Annotated in this window: 21 protein-coding genes and 2 riboswitches; of the genes, 18 read left to right on the forward strand and 3 right to left on the reverse strand. The window is 43.7% G+C overall.

The window, feature by feature from the left end; translation table 11 throughout:
* The first annotated feature begins 9 nt into the window (after positions 1-9).
* Positions 10-1425 (forward strand): aryl-phospho-beta-d-glucosidase, encoded by a 1416-nt coding sequence (locus GOP56_RS21780; RefSeq protein WP_121473634.1) that lies wholly within the window; start codon positions 10-12, stop codon positions 1423-1425.
* A 358-nt stretch (positions 1426-1783) separates the two neighbouring features.
* On the opposite strand, the gene GOP56_RS21785 is transcribed toward GOP56_RS21780, so the two are convergent.
* Positions 1784-2005 (reverse strand): helix-turn-helix domain-containing protein, encoded by a 222-nt coding sequence (locus tag GOP56_RS21785; RefSeq protein ID WP_003334928.1) that lies wholly within the window; start codon positions 2003-2005, stop codon positions 1784-1786.
* Between the two features lie 373 nt (positions 2006-2378).
* A riboswitch (TPP riboswitch) is annotated at positions 2379-2490 on the forward strand.
* A gap of 226 nt (positions 2491-2716) precedes the next feature.
* Between GOP56_RS21785 and thiT the strand changes: the two genes are divergently transcribed.
* Both thiT and GOP56_RS21795 read left to right on the forward strand, forming a co-directional pair.
* Entirely contained in the window at positions 2717-3283 is a 567-nt protein-coding gene (gene thiT, locus GOP56_RS21790) for an energy-coupled thiamine transporter ThiT (RefSeq protein ID WP_163246625.1), read from the forward strand.
* 260 nt (positions 3284-3543) lie between these two features.
* Entirely contained in the window at positions 3544-4116 is a 573-nt protein-coding gene (locus tag GOP56_RS21795; protein WP_003334925.1) for a bifunctional transcriptional activator/DNA repair enzyme AdaA, read from the forward strand.
* A 181-nt stretch (positions 4117-4297) separates the two neighbouring features.
* On the opposite strand, the gene GOP56_RS21800 is transcribed toward GOP56_RS21795, so the two are convergent.
* The gene (locus tag GOP56_RS21800; RefSeq protein WP_022584152.1) at positions 4298-4816 is read right to left on the reverse strand and encodes a hypothetical protein; all 519 of its coding nucleotides are present in this window, start codon (positions 4814-4816) and stop codon (positions 4298-4300) included.
* A gap of 107 nt (positions 4817-4923) precedes the next feature.
* Positions 4924-5487: a nitroreductase family protein gene (locus tag GOP56_RS21805; RefSeq protein ID WP_163246626.1), complete on the reverse strand. Its 564-nt coding sequence runs from the start codon at positions 5485-5487 to the stop codon at positions 4924-4926.
* Positions 5488-5681: 194 nt separating this feature from the next.
* Positions 5682-5874: riboswitch (cobalamin riboswitch) on the forward strand.
* A 186-nt stretch (positions 5875-6060) separates the two neighbouring features.
* Here GOP56_RS21805 and cobJ point away from each other — a divergent pair.
* The 15 genes from cobJ (at position 6061) to cbiQ (ending at position 21190) form a co-directional block, all read left to right on the forward strand.
* Entirely contained in the window at positions 6061-7863 is a 1803-nt protein-coding gene (gene cobJ, locus GOP56_RS21810; RefSeq protein ID WP_163246627.1) for a precorrin-3B C(17)-methyltransferase, read from the forward strand.
* 13 nt (positions 7864-7876) lie between these two features.
* Positions 7877-8905: a sirohydrochlorin chelatase gene (locus GOP56_RS21815; protein WP_163246628.1), complete on the forward strand. Its 1029-nt coding sequence runs from the start codon at positions 7877-7879 to the stop codon at positions 8903-8905.
* A complete protein-coding gene (cobK, locus tag GOP56_RS21820) occupies positions 8902-9672 on the forward strand; it encodes a precorrin-6A reductase (protein ID WP_163246629.1) in 771 nt (256 codons plus the stop codon). Before GOP56_RS21815 ends, cobK begins: the two co-directional genes overlap by 4 nt.
* A 32-nt stretch (positions 9673-9704) precedes the next feature.
* Entirely contained in the window at positions 9705-10370 is a 666-nt protein-coding gene (locus tag GOP56_RS21825; RefSeq protein WP_003334919.1) for a precorrin-8X methylmutase, read from the forward strand.
* Positions 10367-11509 (forward strand): cobalt-precorrin-5B (C(1))-methyltransferase, encoded by a 1143-nt coding sequence (locus GOP56_RS21830; protein ID WP_003338877.1) that lies wholly within the window; start codon positions 10367-10369, stop codon positions 11507-11509. Before GOP56_RS21825 ends, GOP56_RS21830 begins: the two co-directional genes overlap by 4 nt.
* On the forward strand, positions 11475-12728 hold the full coding sequence (cbiE, locus tag GOP56_RS21835; protein WP_163246630.1) for a precorrin-6y C5,15-methyltransferase (decarboxylating) subunit CbiE: 1254 nt from the start codon (positions 11475-11477) through the stop codon (positions 12726-12728). The genes GOP56_RS21830 and cbiE overlap by 35 nt, the downstream gene beginning before the upstream one ends.
* A 43-nt stretch (positions 12729-12771) precedes the next feature.
* Positions 12772-13488 carry a precorrin-2 C(20)-methyltransferase gene (gene cobI, locus GOP56_RS21840; RefSeq protein WP_174250739.1) on the forward strand — a complete coding sequence of 239 codons (717 nt, stop codon included), beginning with the start codon at positions 12772-12774 and terminating at the stop codon, positions 13486-13488.
* Between the two features lie 5 nt (positions 13489-13493).
* On the forward strand, positions 13494-14315 hold the full coding sequence (gene cobM / locus GOP56_RS21845; RefSeq protein ID WP_163246632.1) for a precorrin-4 C(11)-methyltransferase: 822 nt from the start codon (positions 13494-13496) through the stop codon (positions 14313-14315).
* Positions 14312-15517, forward strand: a complete 1206-nt coding sequence (locus GOP56_RS21850) for a cobalt-precorrin 5A hydrolase (RefSeq protein ID WP_003334913.1) — start codon at positions 14312-14314, stop codon at positions 15515-15517. Before cobM ends, GOP56_RS21850 begins: the two co-directional genes overlap by 4 nt.
* Entirely contained in the window at positions 15507-16943 is a 1437-nt protein-coding gene (locus GOP56_RS21855) for a cobyrinic acid a,c-diamide synthase CobB (protein WP_163246633.1), read from the forward strand. Before GOP56_RS21850 ends, GOP56_RS21855 begins: the two co-directional genes overlap by 11 nt.
* Positions 16944-17019: 76 nt before the next feature.
* Positions 17020-17685, forward strand: coding sequence for a cob(I)yrinic acid a,c-diamide adenosyltransferase (locus GOP56_RS21860; RefSeq protein ID WP_003338874.1), 666 nt, complete (start codon positions 17020-17022; stop codon positions 17683-17685).
* 15 nt (positions 17686-17700) lie between these two features.
* On the forward strand, positions 17701-19299 hold the full coding sequence (locus GOP56_RS21865; protein WP_163246634.1) for a cobyric acid synthase: 1599 nt from the start codon (positions 17701-17703) through the stop codon (positions 19297-19299).
* Between the two features lie 18 nt (positions 19300-19317).
* Complete coding sequence (locus GOP56_RS21870) at positions 19318-20085, forward strand: energy-coupling factor ABC transporter permease (protein ID WP_163246635.1); 768 nt, start codon at positions 19318-19320, stop codon at positions 20083-20085.
* Positions 20085-20393 (forward strand): energy-coupling factor ABC transporter substrate-binding protein, encoded by a 309-nt coding sequence (locus tag GOP56_RS21875; protein ID WP_003334908.1) that lies wholly within the window; start codon positions 20085-20087, stop codon positions 20391-20393. Before GOP56_RS21870 ends, GOP56_RS21875 begins: the two co-directional genes overlap by 1 nt.
* The gene (gene cbiQ, locus GOP56_RS21880) at positions 20390-21190 is read left to right on the forward strand and encodes a cobalt ECF transporter T component CbiQ (protein ID WP_163246636.1); all 801 of its coding nucleotides are present in this window, start codon (positions 20390-20392) and stop codon (positions 21188-21190) included. The genes GOP56_RS21875 and cbiQ overlap by 4 nt, the downstream gene beginning before the upstream one ends.
* Positions 21191-21245: the final 55 nt, after the last annotated feature.

Raw genomic sequence — 21245 nt, forward strand, 5'->3', positions numbered from 1 at the left:
AAATAAGTTATGACGAAAATCGTGAAGAAATTTCCAGAAGGCTTTCTATGGGGAGGAGCGGTCGCGGCTAATCAGCTAGAGGGCGCTTATCAAGAGGGTGGCAAAGGTCTTTCAACAGCAGATGTGTCACCAAGAGGCATTATGTATCCGCATAATGAATCAATGGAAGGCTACTACCCTTATCATGAAGCGATTGATTTTTATCATCGCTATAAAGAAGATATTGCCTTGTTTGCAGAAATGGGCTTTAAATGCTTCCGCACCTCGATAGCTTGGACAAGAATTTTTCCGAATGGTGATGAGCTGGAGCCAAACGAAGAAGGCTTGAAATTCTATGATCAATTGTTTGATGAAATTAAAAAATACGGTATTGAGCCGGTAGTAACGATCTCACATTATGAGATGCCACTTTATCTGGTGAAGCAGTATGGAGGATGGAGAAATCGGAAGTTAGTTGAATTCTATGAGCGTTTTGCCAAAACACTCTTTAAACGCTACAAGGATAAAGTGAAATACTGGATGACGTTCAATGAGATTAACGTTGTGCTACATGCGCCATTTACGGGTGGTGGACTTGTATTGACAGAAGGTGAGAACGAGAAGAACGCGATGTATCAAGCGGCTCATCATCAGTTCGTGGCAAGCGCTTTGGCTGTAAAAGCATGCCATGAGATCATTCCTGATGCTCAGATTGGTTGCATGCTGGCTTATTTGCCAACCTACCCACTAACAAGTCATCCAGAAGATGTATGGAAAGCATTTACTACGGATCGGGAGACCTTATTCTTTACCGACATTCAAGTGAGAGGCTACTATCCATCCTATACGAAGCGCTATTTTGCTGAAAATGATATTCAAATCGTTATAGAGGAAGGCGACGAAGAGCTATTGCGCACGTATAAAGTAGACTATCTAGGTTTTAGCTACTATGTAAGTAGAACGGCAACAGTAACCCCTGAAAAAGCTGGAGAGACAAATGGCAATCTCATCATGGGTGGAGTAAAAAACCCGTATTTGAAAGCAACAGATTGGGGATGGGAAATCGATCCGAAAGGTCTGCGTATTGCCCTTAATATCTTGTACGATCGATATCAGGTGCCACTGTTTATTGTGGAAAATGGATTAGGGGCAGTTGATGTTGTAGAAGACGGGGATGTCATTGTGGATGATTACCGCATTGCATACTTAAAGGATCACATTGCGGAAATGAAAGAAGCGATTGCAGATGGTGTTGACCTGATTGGTTACACAACATGGGGACCAATTGATTTAGTTAGTGCCTCCACTGCAGAGATGAAGAAGCGTTACGGATTCATTTATGTAGATAAGGATAATGAAGGAAAAGGAACTCTGCGAAGATTGAAAAAGAAAAGCTTCTACTGGTATAAAAATGTCATTGCTAGTAATGGAGAAGTATTAGATTAAAATGCTAGAGGCGCTAGGTTTTTTATAACCTTTGCGCCTTTTCTTATTTTGATAGAAAAGTCATAAATAAAAATAAAATATAAAGAGTGGTCTGGAAGTTTCAGTACGCTCTTTATATCCTCTATGAATGGACTGGATTAATCGGACAATCACGCTCTTTTCTACAAACAAAGCAGTGGATTTTCTTTGCGCCACTAACCGCTTTTATGCTTGCGGTTCTAGGTTTTACTCTAATTGTAAATGCCATGAAGAAGCGATATGAAGAGGCTTATAATCGAACACCTTATGTCTAAAGAATGAAAAAATCCCCCCTTCTCTTCAAGGATTTGAAGAAAAGGGAGGCAGTTCACCTGAGCGGTCAAATTTTTAATTCGCCAAGCCTTACCAATTCTACTACGGCTTGTGACCGCCCTTTCACGCCCAATTTCTGCATGACGTTACTAATGTGATTTCTGACTGTTTTTTCGCTAATGAAGAGCTGTCCTGCTATCTCTTTTGTGGTCTTGTCTTGGACCAGGAGTTCAAACACTTCTCTTTCGCGATTAGTTAATAACGGTTTACTTTGGTCGCTACTCTTCAAAACGTGCCACCCCTCCTTGTGGGCTCTACAGGAACAAGGTTGAGGGATACAGTCACCTTATCCTATGTCAGGGGGAGTGTGTTGGTGCCGAAGTAGCAGGCTTTTTAGGCTTTTGCCTTACATACTATTCATAGGATAAGTGGGGGGTACCTCGGCCCACTCAATTTCTGTTTTTTTCCTATATCTTGTAAAAGATCTAGCTTGTTTCAACTGATTTTTCGCTTTTGTTAGATGCAAAGTCATAGAACGTACCATTGAAAAAACAATTATAATGAAGCAAATGAAGCAAATGACGCTTCAAAGAAGTACTTTGCAAAATAGTAGTAATATGTTATGGTATTATTTGAATTTGTAACATTGAAAACGAAATAAGCATGTACTAAACGGGGGCCGGGCAAATACGGCTGAGATTGTAACAGAATGCGTTACTGACCGTAGAACCTGAACTGGGTAATGCCAGCGGAGGGAGAGGTAGCTGACTTCAAGTGCGAAAGCTGTAGCTCTATCGTCGAGATAGGGTTGTATCGCCGAGTTGAGAACCATCCGTCTAGGGTGGTTTTTTTGTGTGTAAAACATGAAAAACGCTCTTTACAATCAACTGGCTGATACAATTTGCTCTAATTTGTATTTATAGTCTATATAAACTTGAGTTGGACCCTTTCTATTTCTGCTGCTTACATACATACTGCATCAGAATGAGGAGGAATTGAAATGTCACGAACACGACTGGTTATCATGATGGAAATAGCTATCATGGCAGCAATAGCTGTTATTTTAAGTAAGGTAAAGTTGTTTGCCATGCCTCAAGGGGGAAGCGTATCGCTGGTAATGGTACCGATAGCTCTCTTGGCGTTTCGCCGTGGTTGGGTAGCAGGCGTAATCACAGGCGGGCTAGTAGGCATGGTTAAATTCTTTTTTGGTGGCGAGATGGTCCATCCGATTCAAATGGTGTTAGATTATCCTCTATCCTATGCCGTGCTAGGCTTTGGTGCGTTCCTGTACGCTAGTAAGACACAAAGCAAAGCAACAAAAATTGTCTCCATCTGGGGAGGATTGCTAGTGGGAATTGCGCTATGCTTGGCTATTCGCACGACTTCAGGAGCTGTTTGGTTTGGGAGCTATGCCCCGGAAGGAACACCTGCAACACTTTATTCCTTCAGTTATAATGCAACTTATCTGATACCTGAGTATGTGATTACGGCTTTGGTCGTTACATTACTAGCAAATGGGGCACCTCAATTGTTTCAGCAGAATGCGGGCGCTTATCGACGTACATAATAAAGTAGTTTATAAAAAAGCGAAGAGAAGGGAGCTACTTCCTCTCTTGGCTTTTTTTAATATTAGTGAAAATAAAAGCGGTTTGTTACAAAAAAATATTCGAAAGAACGTGAAAAGGTATGGTTTTTTATTATGGAAAAAGTTACATAATTGTGAAATTAAGAAAAAACTATCGAAATTTTGCTCTTTCATTCCCAGTTGCTTACTAGAAGTAAAAACATTACGTTATACTGAGGATTGAAGGCTAGGAGGGATCGTGGATGAAAGAGGAGTTCTGGAAGGCGATAGTAGAATGCGATCCAAATTATGATCAACTATTCTTTTATGGCCTTAGCACGACGGGTATTTTTTGCAAGCCGTCATGCAAATCAAGGACACCCAAAAGAGAGCATGTGAAGATTTATTATGCGGCGTCCGATGCCATTGCTGCAGGTTTTCGTCCTTGCAAGCGTTGTAGACCATCTGAACCAACCTGGAAATCAGCGGAAGAAGATGCGGCGACCCGTTTGCTAGAGATGATTCACGATTGCTATAACCAACCCGTAACTCTGCGTGAAATGGCGTCACGTCTCTATGTGAGTCCTTTTTATTTGCAGCGTTGTTTTTCTCGTTGTATGAAGATAACGCCAGGGAAATATTTAACGCGCATCCGAATAGATGAAGCGAAGAAGCAACTACTAGAAACAGATCGAAATGTTTCCATGATTGCAAGCAGAGTAGGTTTTCGTAATAGTGCCTATTTTGCCGCTGTTTTTCAGAAAGAAACAGGTTGTACACCTACTCAATACCGCTTACAGCAGAAGAAACAGGGAAAAACAGGGACGACACGCTAAGTGCATCTGCTGTATAACGGGAGAACATACATATAAAAAAAGAATGGAAGAACAGAGTTGAAAGCGTTTCTGTATGCTTGCAGAAACGCCTTTTTGTACGAGGAAAAGACAGATAAAAAGCACCTCCTGTCATGTCGCGAGATTCGCAAACTAAGAGGTGCTTTTTGTCGTGTCTACATTTTTACCTTCTCTCACCCATGATGCGCTCTAAAAAATAATCGACTGTTACAGCTAATATGCCAACAAATAAGGGAGTTAATGGTGTTAACAAGACACCAGGAATCCATGTGGTATTCACGAGATAAAAAATGAAGGTCGTTGCTAAAATTTCAGGTATCAATTTCCAATTTCTTGAGATATGTAGTCTTTGCATTATGTATAAAAGGACTGGTTCAAGAATTAGTTCGTACAGCATTAACATGAAAAAGGAGACGACTGCAAAGGAAACGAGTGTCCAGAAATCAGATTTGTCGACAAACATAGGAAATAGAGTGCCGACTGTCCAGAGAATCGTAACCAATAAGAACACGACGATAGCGCTTGAGAATAAAACCAGCAAAGTTGCAATAGCGATAGCTAGACCATTAATCCAGAATCCGCCTTGCTGTCGATCCCCACTCGTCACAGCGCGTCGAAATAAAAAAAGTCCCGCTGTCGCACACAAGCCCACCAGTATGGCAAAAGTCATGTGGTTTGTCATATGTATCATCACCTACTATAAAAATAATACGTAGCAGGTGAGGGAAATGTTACAACAAAGCGGGGAAAAATGTAACCTTTTTGTAACCGTTCGAAATATGCCAAAGTTTACTCGACCCAGGTTGTTTTTTGAGTGATAGGCTTTCGAGCAGTTCGAGGTGTGGCTTCATCAGTTGGATAGCCAATAAATAAGGAACCAATTACTTTTTCTTGATCAGATAGGGACAAGAAGGCTTTGAGACGTTCATCCCTAGCTAAACCTACACCACGTGTACGCCATACAAAACCTAGACCTAGCTCAAAAGCCATCAGCCACATCGAATGAATAGCGCAGCTTACAGCATAATCATTATCAAGCGAAGAAGCTTCGTCGCCTTCTATGATTTGGGATGTAGCGACTATAATGAGAGGGGTGGCCAGAACATTCTTCATGGACTCTTCTACTAAATGAGGTTTGGTAGGAAAGCGTTCAAGCAAGAAATCCTGAGCTAGCTGGTTAAACCGTTCCTTAGCAGCGCCTTGAATGACATAGAAGTGCCAAGGCTCTCGCAAGCGATCATTGGGTGCTAATATAGCTGCTTCTAGAAGTTGCTCAATCTTTTCTTTTTCTACAGGGCGACCATCGTAGGCGCGTATAGCTTGACGTTGTTGTAAGGTGTGTAAGAGGGACATGTTTTAACAACCTTTCTATAATATGTTAATTATGATACTGTATATTCAAATATATTTTCCTCTATGCATAAAAATAGAAGATTTCTAATAGTATGTCAGTATACGATCTTCTTTCACCTCTTGTCCAGTCCCGTGTGGGCTAGACAGAAAAGTATGGACAATAAAATGCAAATTGGATTATGATAGAAGTAATCACATAAGCTTGGGAATAAAGGAATTGTTACATGAGAAACGATTCACATGGGGAAGTTGGTGAAAATCCAACACGGTCCCGCCACTGTAATTGGAGAGCCCGTTTTTGTCACTGGATATTATAAATTTTCAGAAGACGAAAAGGAGCAGAATATTCCAAGAGTCAGGCTACCCTCTTTATTCTAACAACACCGTCAGACCTACGGCAGATGGGGAGGTGTTATGAGAGCAGTTTTGCTACAGAAGGGAATATTCCTTTCAAAAAAATAACAAGCTCATCATAACAGCACTTCTCACGTAAGTCAGACGGGGAAGCGCTGTTTTTTTTATTGTATAAAAATGTAAGGTTGATTGCAAATAAGGATAGGGGGCTTGGAGTAGATGGAGAAAGGAAAAATTCTACTAATTGGCTTTGGACCAGGACATCATGATCACATTACGCATCGGGCAAAAGAGGCTATCCTAGAATGCGAAGTGATAATTGGCTACAACACTTATGTAGATTTAATTCGAGAGCTTATTTCAGACAAAAGTGTCGTGCGTACTGGGATGACAGAAGAGGTTAGCCGTGCTCAAGAAGCGGTAAGATTGGCTGAGTTAGGTCAAGTTGTTGGCGTTATTTCTAGTGGGGATGCTGGGGTATACGGCATGGCCGGACTAGTTTATGAAGTCCTAGTCGAAAAAGGCTGGACAGAATCTACTGGGGTGAAGGTAGAGGTTGTACCTGGAATTTCATCCATTCAGTCTTGCGCGTCTTTATTGGGTGCTCCAATTATGCATGACGCTTGCACAATCAGCTTGAGTGACCATCTTACACCGTGGGAAACGATTGCTAAGCGTGTAGAAGCAGCTGCTTCTGCTGATTTTGTCATTGCGCTTTATAACCCGCGCAGTGGTCGCCGTACACGACAAATTGTAGAAACACAACAAATATTATTAAAATATCGTTCTCCTGAAACGCCAGTAGGAATCGTAAAGAGCGCCTATAGAGATCGAGAACATGTTGTAATTACAACACTTGCAGACATGCTACAGCATGACATTGGAATGCTGACAACAGTAATCATCGGAAACTCGACTACCTTTGTTTACGACCAAAAAATTATTACTCCGCGCGGATATCAACGTAAATATACGTTAAATCGCATGGATCAACCGTTAAAACCTCATGAACGCTTGCAGGAGAAGGCAGAGCCTTGGGCGCTTCACAGCCAGCCTCAGAGTGGAAATCCGGTATCTGAGTCATCTTCTGTGCAAGAAGTGGCTGTAGCGACTTCACCGCAGGCTACAATACAAGAAGCTCAGGTTTCTGATTCCGCACCATCAGCGGCGATGGAAGCCCTTTCAAATCCCAGGCAATTCTCAAGGGAAGTAGAACAGAATTCTTTTCAGGCAGAGACAGAGAGCTTTCAAGCTCCTAAACAAGCGGTAAAGGCCTTTCAATTAGCGATGGAAGCGCTTGCGTGCGTTAATGAAAAGACAGCCTTAGAGTTAAATCAGGGTATCACTCCACCACCTCGCCCGTTTAGCGGAGTTGTTGATATTTTAGAGCTAGGCGTTTCGCCTGGTGTAGCTCGTAAGAATTTTACCTCTGAACAAATGCGTCTATTGGCCGATTTGACCAAGGATGGCGGAGAAATGATGTACAGCATTGAGCATCAAATTATTCTTCGCTTACCGCAGGTAGATCCAGAGCAGGTCACGCAACAATTAAGAGCAGTTGGCTTTCAATTGTTTCCGATCGGGGCTAGTGCGCAGGTGAAAGCTTGTGATTTTTGTGATTTAGAAAAGGATGAATCGATCCCTGTAGCTGAGGAATTAGGTAGACGATTAGATGGTCTAGCTGTGCCAAAGGATTTAAAAATTGGCTTTAACGGCTGCGGAATGGCTTGCTATGGTGCAGTTATGGAGGACATTGGTCTTGTATACCGACGTGGCGCATATGATGTGTTTTTAGGTGGCAAGCGTATCGGACGTAACGCTCATCCTGGACAACGTATAGCTGAGGGAATTCCAGAAGAACAGATTATTGGACTTGTAGAACGGATTGTGGATGAGTATAAGACAAAAGGTCATATCGAGGAACGATTCCATAAATTCTTTAAACGTACAGGGCAGGTACTTGAATACCGCTATCAGGAATTCGTAGCTCCATTGCAGATCGAAGAACCGTGTGGAGATTAAGGGGGGGAATTTTTTGAACGGAATACTTTTTATCGGTCATGGTAGCAGAGATGCCGAGGGAAATGAGCATCTTCTACAGTTTACACAGCGAGTTACTGAATTGTTACAGGAACAAACAGACGTGACACTGTATGAGACTTGTTTCTTGGAGTTAACCAGACCAACCATTATGCAGGGTGTGCAAAAAATAGTAGAACGTGGAGCTACCACTGTAGCAATGGTACCTTTAATGCTGTTTCAAGCAGCCCATGCTAAACTGCATATCCCGCATGAAATAGACGAGGCTAAGGCGAAATATCCCCATGTAGATTTTCGTTATGGGCGCCCCATAGGTGTGCATGAGGATATGGTGCAAATTTTGCGGGATCGCTTACAAAATACAACTTCCTATACTCCACTAGAACCGGCTAACAAGGATAGTGCCATTCTTTTAGTAGGTCGTGGTAGCAGTGATTCAGATGCAAACAGCGATCTTTGTAAAATAGCCCGCTTGTTATGGGAGAGCACAGGGGTAGGTAACGTTGAAGTGGCGTACATGGGCGTTACCTATCCGACAGTGGAAGAAGGGTTAGTCCGTTGTGTAAGACAGGGAGCTAAGCAGATTTATGTCCTTCCTTATTTGTTATTTACGGGTATCCTGTTAAAACGTCTAGAAGAAAACTTACAACAGTTTCATCAGGACTTCCCTGATATACATGCCTCGATGAGCGAGGCATTAGGCTTCCATGAACTGCTAGAACAAATTGTAGTAGATCGTTCTATAGAAGCATTACAGGGACGGGCATTAGCCAACTGCGATCTTTGTCAATTTAGAAAACTCGCTGTATTCGATCATCATCACGACCATGACCATGATCACGACCATGACCATGACCACCATCACGACCATGACCATGACCACCATCACGACCATGATCACCATCATGATCATCACCATGCAAACGGACATAGCCATACCCCTGTAACCCAAGATGGGCAAACAGCCTGTAGCAAGGAGTCTCAGGCTACAGAAGCTGATGATAAACGGGGGGTACGTGTATGATCCTGTTTTTGGCAGGGACAAGTGATGCACGCGAATTGGCTGTCCTTTTGAAGTCTACTGGTGTTAATCTACTGGCAACGGTTGTTACCGATTCTGCCGCTAAAAGCTTGGAGGACGAGGGAATTACGACGCGAGTAGGAAGACTACCACTAGCGGATATGATTGCCTTAGCCAAGGAACAGAAGGCTACAACCATTGTGGATGCAAGTCATCCTTTTGCAGAAGAAGCATCTAAAAATGCGATGGCTTGCGCAGAAGAATTACAGCTTCCTTACATCCGGTATGAAAGGGAGACCCGTAGTTATGTTGACCATCCTAATGTGCTCATAGTGGAAAATTATGAACAAGCAGCATTGGAAGCAAAACAAAGAAAAGGCGTAGTGATGCTAACCACAGGAAGCAAAACGCTTGGGACGTTTACGAAGCATTTGCTAGGTGATCCCGAGATTCGTTTGATTGCACGAATGCTGCCACGTAAAGACAATATGGAAAAATGTGAAGAGTTAGGCGTAGAGCAAAAAAATATTATTGCCATGCAAGGTCCTTTCTCTAAAGAATTGAATGCCGCTTTGTATACACAATATGGTGTTACTACAATGATTACAAAAGAAAGCGGTAAGGTAGGCGCTGTAGACGAGAAGCTAGCGGCAGCCCTAGAGCTTGGCATCTATACCATTATGATCGACAGACCGAAACTCGTGTATGGAGAGACGCATCACACATTTGAGAGCGTTTTGAAAGCGTTACGAACACAGGCTACGGTCTAAAAAATAACGGAACCAAAGAGGGGAGAAATCATATGTCATCGCAATTTCATACGGAGTTTAAACCAATCACGATTCAACCACAAGAAATTGAATCAAAAAGTTTTGAAATGATTACAGAGGAGCTAGGTCCACATCCTTTTACGGATGATCAGTATCGTGTGGTGCAACGCGTCATCCACGCAACAGCCGACTTTGATTTAGGGCGTAGCATGAAGTTTCATCCTGATGCAGTAGAAGCGGGCATTCGCGCTATTCAAGCCGGTGAACCAATTATTGCAGATGTTCAAATGGTTCAAGTAGGCATCAGTAAGCCGCGTCTAAAGGCGTTTGGTGGAGATGTGCATGTTTATATTTCTGATGCTGATGTCATGCAAGAAGCGAAAGCCGAGAATACAACTCGTGCTATTATCTCTATTCGCAAAGCTACGAGCCAAATTAAAGGTGGTATCTACGCGATTGGGAATGCTCCTACTGCACTGCTTGAATTGATTCGTCTTGTGAAAGAGGGTAAGGCAAACCCTTCATTGGTTATTGGCGTACCAGTTGGGTTTGTATCTGCAGCTGAATCCAAAGAGGAATTAGCGAAGTTAGATATTCCATTTATCACGAACTTGGATCGCAAAGGTGGTAGCCCAGTTGCTGTTGCCGCGGTTAATGCGTTGTCCATTCTAGCAACAGAACGGAGCGAGCGTGCATGACTAATGCAAAGGTAGCGGAGGCAGAAAATGAGAAGCCACTTCGTCACGGATATACAACAGGTTCCAACGCTACCGCCGCCACGAAAGCTTCCCTGCTAGCCTTACTTAGCGGGGAAGAAGTTTCGGAGGTGGAAATTCTTTTGCCTAATAAGGATCGGGTCACGTTTCAAATGGTATCTCAGGAACGAGGAGAAAATTGGGTGGAGACTGGTATCATCAAGGATGGTGGAGATGATCCAGATGCCACCCATAAGGCCCTAATTTTGTCACGTGTTTCTTGGCATGCAGATAGCGGTATTCATTTGGATGGCGGAATAGGTGTCGGTAGAGTTACAAAGCCCGGATTGCCGATTCCGGTAGGTGAAGCAGCTATTAATCCTGTTCCACGAAAAATGATTAAGGGCGTTGTCCAAGAGCTTTTAGATGAATATGAAATAGAAGATCGTGGAGTCAGCGTTGTCATTTCAGTGCCGAATGGAGAAGAGATTGCTAAGAAAACGCTGAATGGACGGTTAGGAATCGTTGGAGGTATCTCCATTTTGGGGACCCGAGGAACGGTCGTACCATTTTCAACTGCTGCTTACAAAGCATCGGTAGCTCAAGCTATTCAAGTAGCGAAGGCAAGCAACTGCCAGGCTATTGCCATTACAACAGGTGGGCGCAGCGAAAAAACAGCGATGGAACAGTATCCGGATTGGCCAGAAGAATCGTTTATTCAAATGGGAGATTTCGTGGGCTTTAGTGCCCTTATTGGTAAAAAGCAAGGATTTACCCACATTTCCATGGTTGGAATGATGGGAAAACTGTCTAAGGTTGCTCAGGGAGCAATGATGGTGCATTCCAAGGGATCTTCTGTTGATTTTGAATTTTTGGCGGAGGTAGCTAGAGAAGTCGGTGCAAGTGAAGAACATATTGCAGAAATACAGAGAGCCAACACGGCCATGCAGGTGGGCGAACTCATGAGCCAAGCGGGAAACTCCGCTTTTTTTAACTTATTGGCATACAAATGCTCCGAACAAATCAATAAGCACGTCGGCGGAGGCATGGTTATAGAAACGGTGCTCACCACATTGAAAGGCGAACTGTTGGGAAAGGCGGTAGTAGATGACACAGGTAACGATAATCGGGATCGGGGATGACGGTGCTCAAGGTTTATTTCCCCAAGCTATTGAACTGATCAAACAAGCGCAATTGCTGGTAGGGGGAGAGCGACATTTAGCCTTTTTCCCAGACCTTGACTGTGAACGCTTTGCTTTGAAAAGTGGTGTGCTAGCGGCAATTGGCGAAATAAAACAAGCGGTAGCAGCAGGTAAAGAGGTTGTCGTGCTTGCTTCTGGAGATCCATTGTTTTATGGGATTGGAGGTTTGCTCACCCGCAAACTCGGTCGTGATGTCGTGCAAGTGGTACCGCATTTGAGTAGCTTACAGCTTGCTTTTAGCAAAATGAAGGAAGCTTGGCAAGATGCTCATATTGACAGTGTACATGGTCGTCCAATGCTTGGATTAGCACAACGTGTGAATGGCAAGTCTAAGGTGGCTCTATTAACGGATAAGGAAAATACTCCGGCAAAAGTAGCTCACTATTTACTGCGTTTTGGTATGGATGAATATGAAGCGTTTGTAGCGGAGCGGTTAGGAAATAAAGAAGAACGTTGTCGGTGGTTTACGCTTGTGGAATTGGCAGAGACAGAGTGCGACCCTTTAAATGTCATGATTCTCAAAAGAAAAGAGAATGCCTCACCTGTGAATTGGACCTTAGGCATTCCTGATGAAGAGTTTGCTCAACGTAAACCAGATAAGGGACTCATTACGAAAAAAGAAGTGCGAGTAGCAAGCCTTGCTGAGTTGCAGATAAAACCTGACAGCATCGTCTGGGATATCGGAACAGCGACTGGTTCGGTAGCGATCGAAGCAGCGAAGCTAGCCCCTTTGGGAGCTGTGTACGCTGTAGAAAAGAATGAGCCAGATTTAGAAAATGCTCGCGCGAATATGCACAAGTTTCGTACGGATATCACATTTATCAATGCGAAGGCCCCTGTTGGATTGGATGAATTCCCTGATCCAGATGCGATCTTTGTTGGGGGAAGCGGTGGCGAGCTGACAGAGCTAGTCCAGTTATTTGCTAAGCGCCTGCGTCCAGGTGGGCGTGTAGTAATCAATGCTGTTACCATCGAAAATTTAGCAGATGCAATGCAGTCATGCAAAGCGGCGGGTTTTGACGTATCAGTCACAATGCTGCAGGTGTCGCGTAGTAAACCAATTTTGCATTTGACCCGACTTGAAGGGTTAAATCCTGTCTATATCATAACTGCTAAACACAAAGCCAAGGAGGAGAATAAAGATGAGCAACATGACTAATACAACTCTTGAAAATCATGAAAATACACTGACAAATAAACCGGTGAATACCTCTGTTGGGACTTTATATGGAATTGGAATTGGACCTGGGGACCCTGAGCTTATCACAGTCAAAGCGTTTCGTCTGATGAAGGAAGCGGATGTCATCGCGTATCCTAAAAAGCGTAAAGGCGGCAAAAGCTATGCACTAACGATCGTGGAGCAGTATACGGATGGTCTTGCAAAAGATCTGTTAGGATTAGTGTTCCCGATGACGAAAGAGGAAAACGTTCTAAAGAAACAATGGGCTCAGACAGTAGATCAGGTTTGGGAGAAGCTTTCTCAAGGTAAAAATGTTGTATTTGTAACAGAGGGAGATCCAAATTTATATAGTACGTTTATTCATATGGCTCGTCTAATGAATCAATTGCATCCAGAAGTGCCAGTGGTATCAGTTCCAGGTATTTCCTCAGTGCTGGGAGCGGCTGCCCAATTAAACATTCCATTAGCTGATGGAGATGAGCAGGTTGGTATTATACCGGCAACGGAAGATCGAGAATCTATGCGTAGAGTTTTGGAGCATCATGATACTGTCATTTTCTTGAAAGTAGCTAAGGTGTTAGATATGATGATTGGCTTGCTAGAGGAGCTAGGTATGGCAGACTGTGCGTCTGTAATTACCAAGGTGACATCTGGTGAAGAGACGATCTGGAAGGACGTTCGCCAGTTAAAAGGGAAAGAGCTTGAGTATCTTACACTAATGGTAGTACGGAAGGGATGAATGACATGAACAAACCTAGCGAACAAATGATAAATACAGGGCTTGAGCCTATGGTTTATATTGTAGGAGCTGGACCAGGCGATCCAGACCTAATCACTGTAAAAGGCTTAAATATTCTTCAAAAGGCAGATGTAGTAATTTATACCGACTCTTTAGTAAACGATGAATTAATTGCTCGTGCTAAACCCGAAGCAGAAGTAATCAAAAGCGCGGGACTTGCGCTTGATGAAATGGTAGAAATCATGATTGAGCGAGTTCGGGCAGGAAAAAGCGTTGCTCGCGTTCATACAGGTGATCCGGCAGTGTACGGAGCTATTTTGGAACAAATGGTGATCATGAAAAAGGCAGAGGTTTCCTTTACCATCGTTCCGGGAGTAAGTTCTGTATTTGCAGCGGCGGCAGCACTACAAGCAGAGCTAACCGTTCCTGAATTAACACAAACACTGATTTTAACACGAGCAGAGGGACGCACACCTGTACCAGATCGAGAGCAGCTTAAGGATTTAGCTAGTCACCACTGTACAATTGCACTATATTTAAGTGCTACGCTGACCAAAAAAGTTGTTCGTGAGCTGGTTGAAGCTGGCTGGAGCGAACAAACCCCTGTAGCGGTTGTGCAAAGAGCATCATGGCCGGATCAAAAAATTGTTCGTACAACGCTTGAGCATTTGGACAAAGATATGGCGGCTAATGGAATTCGTAGTCATGCCATGATTTTAGCTGGCTGGGCACTTGATCCAATGCTTCATGATTCCTCCGAGCATCGCTCCAAGCTATATGATAAGACCTTTACGCATCGATTCCGTAAAGGAGTGACTAACGGATGAGTGAGGGTACAGGAGTAGGAAGGCAGACAGGAGTCGAGGTAAATACCCCCGTACCTGCTGGACGTACCCCAAGCGAGATCGTGCAAAATCCGGAGCAACTACCATACGCTATAGTTGCGATTACCAAGCATGGGGTAGAGAAAGCTCGTCACTTGCATCAGGTGTTACCTGGTTCACATTTATACTACATGGAAAAATTCATGGTAGGAGATGAGCAAGAGCGAGATATTCGTACGTTTACAGGCTCTGTACGTCTATTGTTTGCTGACTTTTTTAAGAAATATAACGGTCTCATCTTTTTCATCTCGCTCGGTGCTGTTGTCCGAATGATGGCTCCGGTATTGCAGGATAAAAAAGTAGATCCAGGTGTTGTAGTCGTAGATGACCGAGGAGAGAATGTCATCAGCGTATTATCAGGACACCTTGGCGGAGCGAATGAGCTAACTCGTGAGATTGCGAGATTACTAGATGCCAATCCAGTGATTACTACGGCATCAGATGTGCAAAAAACGATTCCTGTAGATTTGTTTGGACGTGGCTTTGGCTGGGAGTTAGATAGCTTTGAAAAGGTTACTCCCGTAAGTGCTAGTGTGGTCAATGAAGAAAAGGTAGCTATTATTCAAGAAGCAGGGGAAAGCGGGTGGTGGCCTTATCCAGATAAGCCACTGCCGGGGCATTTTCAAGTGTATCATTCCATGGCTGAGGCTTGGAATGATACCTTTCAGGCAGCTTTGGTCATTACGCCACGTGTATTAACAGCAGAAGAGCAGACCCGCTTTTTAGAAAATGGAGTTGTCTATCGTCCAAAAACCATTGTACTTGGCATTGGTTGCAATCGTGGGACATCTGCGGAGGAAATCGAACAAGTCATTTTACAAACCTTAGAGCAACAGGGTCTTTCGGTTAAAAGCGTACGCAATATCGCAACCATTACATTAAAGCAGGACGAAGAAGGACTTTTAGCTGTTTGTCAAAAATATGGCTGGGAGTTAATCGCCTATACACCAGAGCAATTAAACGAGATGCCAATGACAGAACGTTCGGAAACAGTGTATAAATTTACGGGTGCCTATGGTGTCAGTGAGCCTGCCGCATTACGCTCCGCTAAGGCAGAGGCTCCCCACTTAGCGAAACAAAAAAGTGGAAATGTAACCTTGTCCATCGCTTTGGTTAACGGAGGAGGTATTTTACATGGAGAGTAAGGAACAGACTTATCAATGTCCACGAATCGTATTGGGAGGAACCAGTAGCGGCGCAGGGAAAACAACATTATCGATCGGATTAATGGCGGCCTTGCGCAAGCGCGGGCTCCAGGCCCAAGGATTTAAGGTTGGTCCTGACTACATTGACCCTACGTACCATACGGCTGCAACTGGCAGAATATCTCGTAATCTCGATACATGGATGATGCCGCCGCAGGTCATGCATGAGGTGTTTCTGCGTGGCAGCCAGTCAGCGGATATCAGCTTGATTGAAGGGGTCATGGGTTTTTACGACGGTAAAGATCCACTGAGCAATCAAGGAAGTACAGCCGAAATAAGTCTATTATTACAGGCTCCGGTCATCCTTGTTCTTGATGTTAAAGCAATGGCTCGTAGTGCGGCGGCGATTGTCAAAGGGTTTCAAGAATTGGAACCATCTGTAAAAATCGCCGGTGTCATTGCAAACCGATGTGGTAGCGCGAATCATTTTAAGCTAGTAAAAGCGGCTGTTGAGCAAATGTGCAAGGTACCCGTTATTGGATATTTACCTAACGATCCGTCCTTGAAGGTGCCTGAACGACATCTTGGACTAATTCCAGCGATTGAGCGCGGGGAGATGGAACCTTGGTTTGATCTGTTAGCCGAGAAAATCGAAGCGACAGTTGATTTAGATCTATTACTGGCACTGGCAAATGGCGCACCAGCCCTAGCAGAGCCTACAGAAAAATTGTTAGCTGGTCCATCTCCTACATCATCCGATCTATCCCCAGTGAAATTAGCTGTGGCAAAGGATGAAGCATTTAACTTTTATTATCAGGAAAATTTAGAGCTACTAGAAGCGTATGGAGCCGAGCTCTGTTATTTTAGCCCGTTACATGGGGAGCTTCCCCCTATGGATGCTGATGGCCTGTATATTGGTGGCGGCTTTCCAGAAGAATTTGCTGAACGCTTGTCGCAATGGACGAAAGAACGGCAAACCTTGCATAGCATGATAGAAGCTGGATTACCTACTTTTGCAGAATGTGGTGGGTTCATGTATCTATGCCAGTCGATCACAGATCGTGCAGGACAACAGCATGAGATGGTAGGCGCCATCCCTTATCAAGTAGAGATGCAACAGAAGTTGGCTGCACTGGGTTATCGAGAAGCGCTAGCTGAACGGGATTCTCTGTTACTTTTAGCAGGTGAAACTGCTCGCGGGCATGAGTTTCACTACTCTAAAATAACGGAGGAGACTACTGAGAATCATGCTTATCAGGTAAAAGGAATGCGAGGCGTGAAAAAGGAAGGCTACGCCAAAGGTAATTTGTTGGCCGGCTATACACACTTGCATTTTGCTTCTCATCCGGGAATGATTAAGCGTTGGCTAGATTCATGCAGGGAGTATGCAGTGCAGAGATCAGCAGTGAACAAAGCTTTTCATTAAGTCAGTCTTATTACATTGTAAAGGACTTGCCTACTGTACAAAGGTTAAAAGTGAATCATCAGGAGGGAAGCAAAGCATGTCACATCGAAATGACGTGAATCAAGGACAGGCACACAGCCAAGAGCAAAATGAAAATGGATCTACTGTAGCGGTTCCAGTGGAATCTCTTGATGAATTACAACAAAAGGACAGTCCAAAAGAAAGAGCCGAGCGACGTGGTTTGTTTTTAATGTATACCGGTGATGGTAAAGGGAAAACAACAGCGGCTTTGGGTGTTAGTCTGCGCGCCTTGGGACGGGGGATGAAAGTGACGTTTTTACAATTTATCAAGTCCCCGCAGCGATCCTATGGTGAGTCATTATCCATGCGTAAATTAGGAATGGAGATGCAACAGCTAGGAATCGGATTTACTTGGACCAAAACCCCAGAAGAGCATCGTGAGGCTTTAAAAAAAGCATGGTCATTGACGAAAGAGAAACTAAGCGACCCAACTATTGATTTATTAGTATTAGATGAATTAAATAATGCGTTAGCAATTTCTACATTTCCGATTGAAGATGTTCTCCCACTAGCAGAGATAGTAGAAGCGATCAAAAATCGCCCAATCAATATGCATTTGGTAATCACAGGTCGCAGTGCGAAAACGGAACTGATCGAGCTAGCAGATTTGGTCTCTACCATTGAGCCGTCTAAGCACTATTATAATGAAGGAATTCCGGCAGTAAAAGGTTTGGAATTTTAGAGAGGAAGTGCTTACATGCAAGGAAAAGCCATCATGGTAGTCGGCACAGCCTCAGATGTAGGGAAAAGTTTAATTTGTACAGCTTTGTGCCGTATCTTTGCCAATCGAGGATATCGGGTAGCACCGTTTAAATCACAGAATATGGCGCTTAATTCCTATGTAACAAAAGATGGGAAGGAAATCGGACGTGCTCAGGGCGTACAGGCAGAAGCAGCACGAACAATAGCCACTACAGACATGAATCCTATTCTGTTAAAACCAAAGCAGGATATGGTTGCCGAAATCATTGTACATGGAAAGCGTTACGCTGATATGGATGCAAGAGAGTATCGAGAAAGTTATGTAGAACAAGCTATGCCAATTGTAAAGGAAGCCTTAGAACGTCTACAAAATGAGTACGATGTTCTCATTTTAGAGGGCGCGGGAAGTCCAGCAGAGATAAATCTGAAAGATCGAGATATTGCTAACATGCGGATGGCTCATTTAGCGGATGCCGATGTAATTTTAGTGGCAGATATTGAACGCGGTGGAGTATTTGCCTCTATTATAGGGACACTGGAGCTACTCGATGATGAAGAACGGGCAAGAATTAAGGGATTTATCATTAATAAATTCAGAGGAAGACGCGATTTGTTAGACGATGGAGTGGAATGGCTGGAAAAAAGAACGGGAATACCTGTTTTGGCTGTTTTGCCCTATATGGCTGTTGAAATTGAGGCGGAGGATTCGCTAGCACTGTCATCACTTCGCTTTAAACAACCTCAATTAGCTGAATTCCCTATTGATATTGCAATTCTTCGTTTGCCACGTATTTCGAACTTTACTGATTTTGATCCGTTGTTTGATGAACCAGAAACAGGCGTGCGATATGTACGTAACCGACATGAGCTAGGAAACCCTGATCTGGTTATTATTCCAGGTACAAAAAATACCTTGGACGATCTGGCATGGCTTGAACAGGAAGGGCTTGTAGATGCCCTGCGCCAGTTGCATCGCTCAGGTACAAGATTGTTTGGCATTTGTGGAGGCTTTCAAATGCTGGGCGAGAAGTTACTCGACCCTGACGGTGTAGAAGGAGACGGAACAGTACAAGAGCGTGCTGGGCTAGGCTTTCTACCTGTTGAAACCACATTTTGTCAGGAGAAACGAACTGTGCAGGTCACAGGAGAGCTACATCCAAAGGCGCAGGAAATGCTGGGATTGTCGAGTGAGAAAGCAGGCCAGCAGCAAGAGTACACTATGGAACCAACAAAGGACAATCAGAATTCGTTGACAGAGGTAACAGGATATGAAATCCATCTAGGAGAGACCTGTATGACTGATCACTCCGGTTCTCCTTTCATTATCTTACAGGATGGAAAACAGGATGGTGCCATTTCGAAAGATGGAAGAGCTAGTGGAACGTACCTGCATGGGATTTTCCACAATCGACATCTTACCAGACAGCTTATTAATCTGTTACGTCAGGAAAAAGGGTTACAGATCTTTACAGAAGAGGTAGTCACCGAACAGATGAGACGCGAAAAAGCTTATGATCAATTAGCACATCACGTGGAAAGTCACTTAAATATTAGTCATCTTGAAGCATGGTTTCAAAAGAAGGATACTAATTAATTCCAAAGGATGATGGAAATGAATCGGAAATGGATTGCAAGTAGTCGTTTGTTATGGTTACTTCCTGTGTTTGCTGTGTATTTTCTAGTGAACTCGCCCGAAAGTGCCTATGCGATGCATATTGCAGAAGGTTTTTTACCTTTCGGCTGGGCGATCTTTTGGTGGGTAGTGTTTGTACCATTCTTTGTCTGGGGACTTCGCTCTTTAATACGTTTGACGAATGATAAACCACAATTGAAGCTGTTACTAGCGTTGGCTGGTGCGTTCAGCTTTGTATTGTCGGCGCTTAAAATTCCGTCTGTTACAGGTAGCAGCTCGCATCCTACAGGTACAGGACTTGGAGCAGTGCTATTCGGACCACAAATTATGAGTGTGTTAGGTAGTATTGTCCTTTTATTTCAAGCGATTTTACTTGCCCATGGAGGATTAACCACACTCGGAGCCAATGCTTTTTCTATGGCAGTTGTAGGGCCGTTTGTAGGCTATGGGATTTATCGCCTTTTAAGCGGTATGCAGGTAAAGCAAGGAGTCAGCATTTTCTTCGCTGCTGCTTTGGCTGATTTAGCTACTTATATCACGACATCTGTTCAATTAGCATTAGCTTTTCCAGCGGCCTCCGGTGGTTTTGCTGCTGCGTTCATGAAGTTTGGAACCATTTTTGCAGTCACTCAGATTCCGTTAGCTATTTGTGAGGGTTTACTTACTGTAGTTGTTTGGAACTGGATTAGCGCGTATAACCGTCAAGAATTGCAGATGTTGCTTAGCTTGCGGGGAGGTGCCAAATAATGAAAAGAGTAGCCAAATGGAAAAACTTGTTGTTACTTGCCCTTGTGGTAGTGATCGCGGTCATTCCACTGATGTTGATCAAGGACTCTGAATTTGGTGGAGCAGATGGCCAAGCGGAAGAAGCAATCCAGGAGCTGGCCCCAGAATATGAACCATGGTTTCAGCCGTTAATGGAAGTGCCAGGCTCTGAAACAGAGAGCTTGTTGTTCGCAGTTCAGGCAGCTTTGGGAGCGGGTGTGATTGGTTACGCAATTGGATTTTTTAAAGGTCGCAAAAAAAATGAAACGACACACGAAGTACAAGAATGAATTTTTGGATAGACCGAATAGCGTATCAAAATCGACTGCGTGATGTATCTGCTCGCTTCAAAGCTGGTTTTGCGGCAGGAATGCTTGTTCTTGCCTTATGTGCAGATATGGAAATCCAAATTGGCATTTTTATTTGGATGAGTATCTGGATTGTAGGGTATGCTAGTGTTCCCTTGCGTAGCTATCTTGTTTTTATCGGGGTAGCCTGCTTGTTTTTCATTAGCAGTACACCTGCCCTGCTAATCGACGTACAGCGCTTGTCAGGTTCAGTCAGCATCGGGCTAGAATCGAGCTGGCATTTACTTACCATAGGTGATTGGTATGTCTATATTGATCAACGTAATTTGTTTGTGATCGGTAAGCTGTTTACCCGCACATTGGGTGCTAGTGCTTGTTTTGCTTTTTTGCTGCTAACGACCCCTTTAGTTCAATTGCTTGACGTATTACGCGCATTACGAGTGCCTCCCATCATTGTTGAACTTATTATGCTGATGTATCGATTTTTATTTGTCTTTTTCCAAACGGCACATGATTTATGGATTGCGCAAAAAGCACGCGGTGGGCATGGAAGTTTTTCAGCCCAATTGAAGGACATGGGCCGACTAGTCAGCTTGTTGTTTGCTAAAAGTATGCAACGGTATCAGCAATTAAACCATGGTTTACTAGCGCGTGGATTCGATGGAAATCTGCAAGTGGTTACCATGGAAAAAGAGAGATATATAAAGCGTTATCTCATCGAAGCTGCGATGGGGGGAGCTTGCTGTGCAGCGCTGATCTTTTGGCACTCCCTTTTATAAGAGATAAGAACCGATAACCTGAGAGACTTGGCAATCGCCAAGTTTCTTTACTACC

Source organism: Brevibacillus sp. 7WMA2 (assembly GCF_010748895.1).
GTDB classification, from domain to species: Bacteria; Bacillota; Bacilli; order Brevibacillales; family Brevibacillaceae; genus Brevibacillus_B; species Brevibacillus_B halotolerans.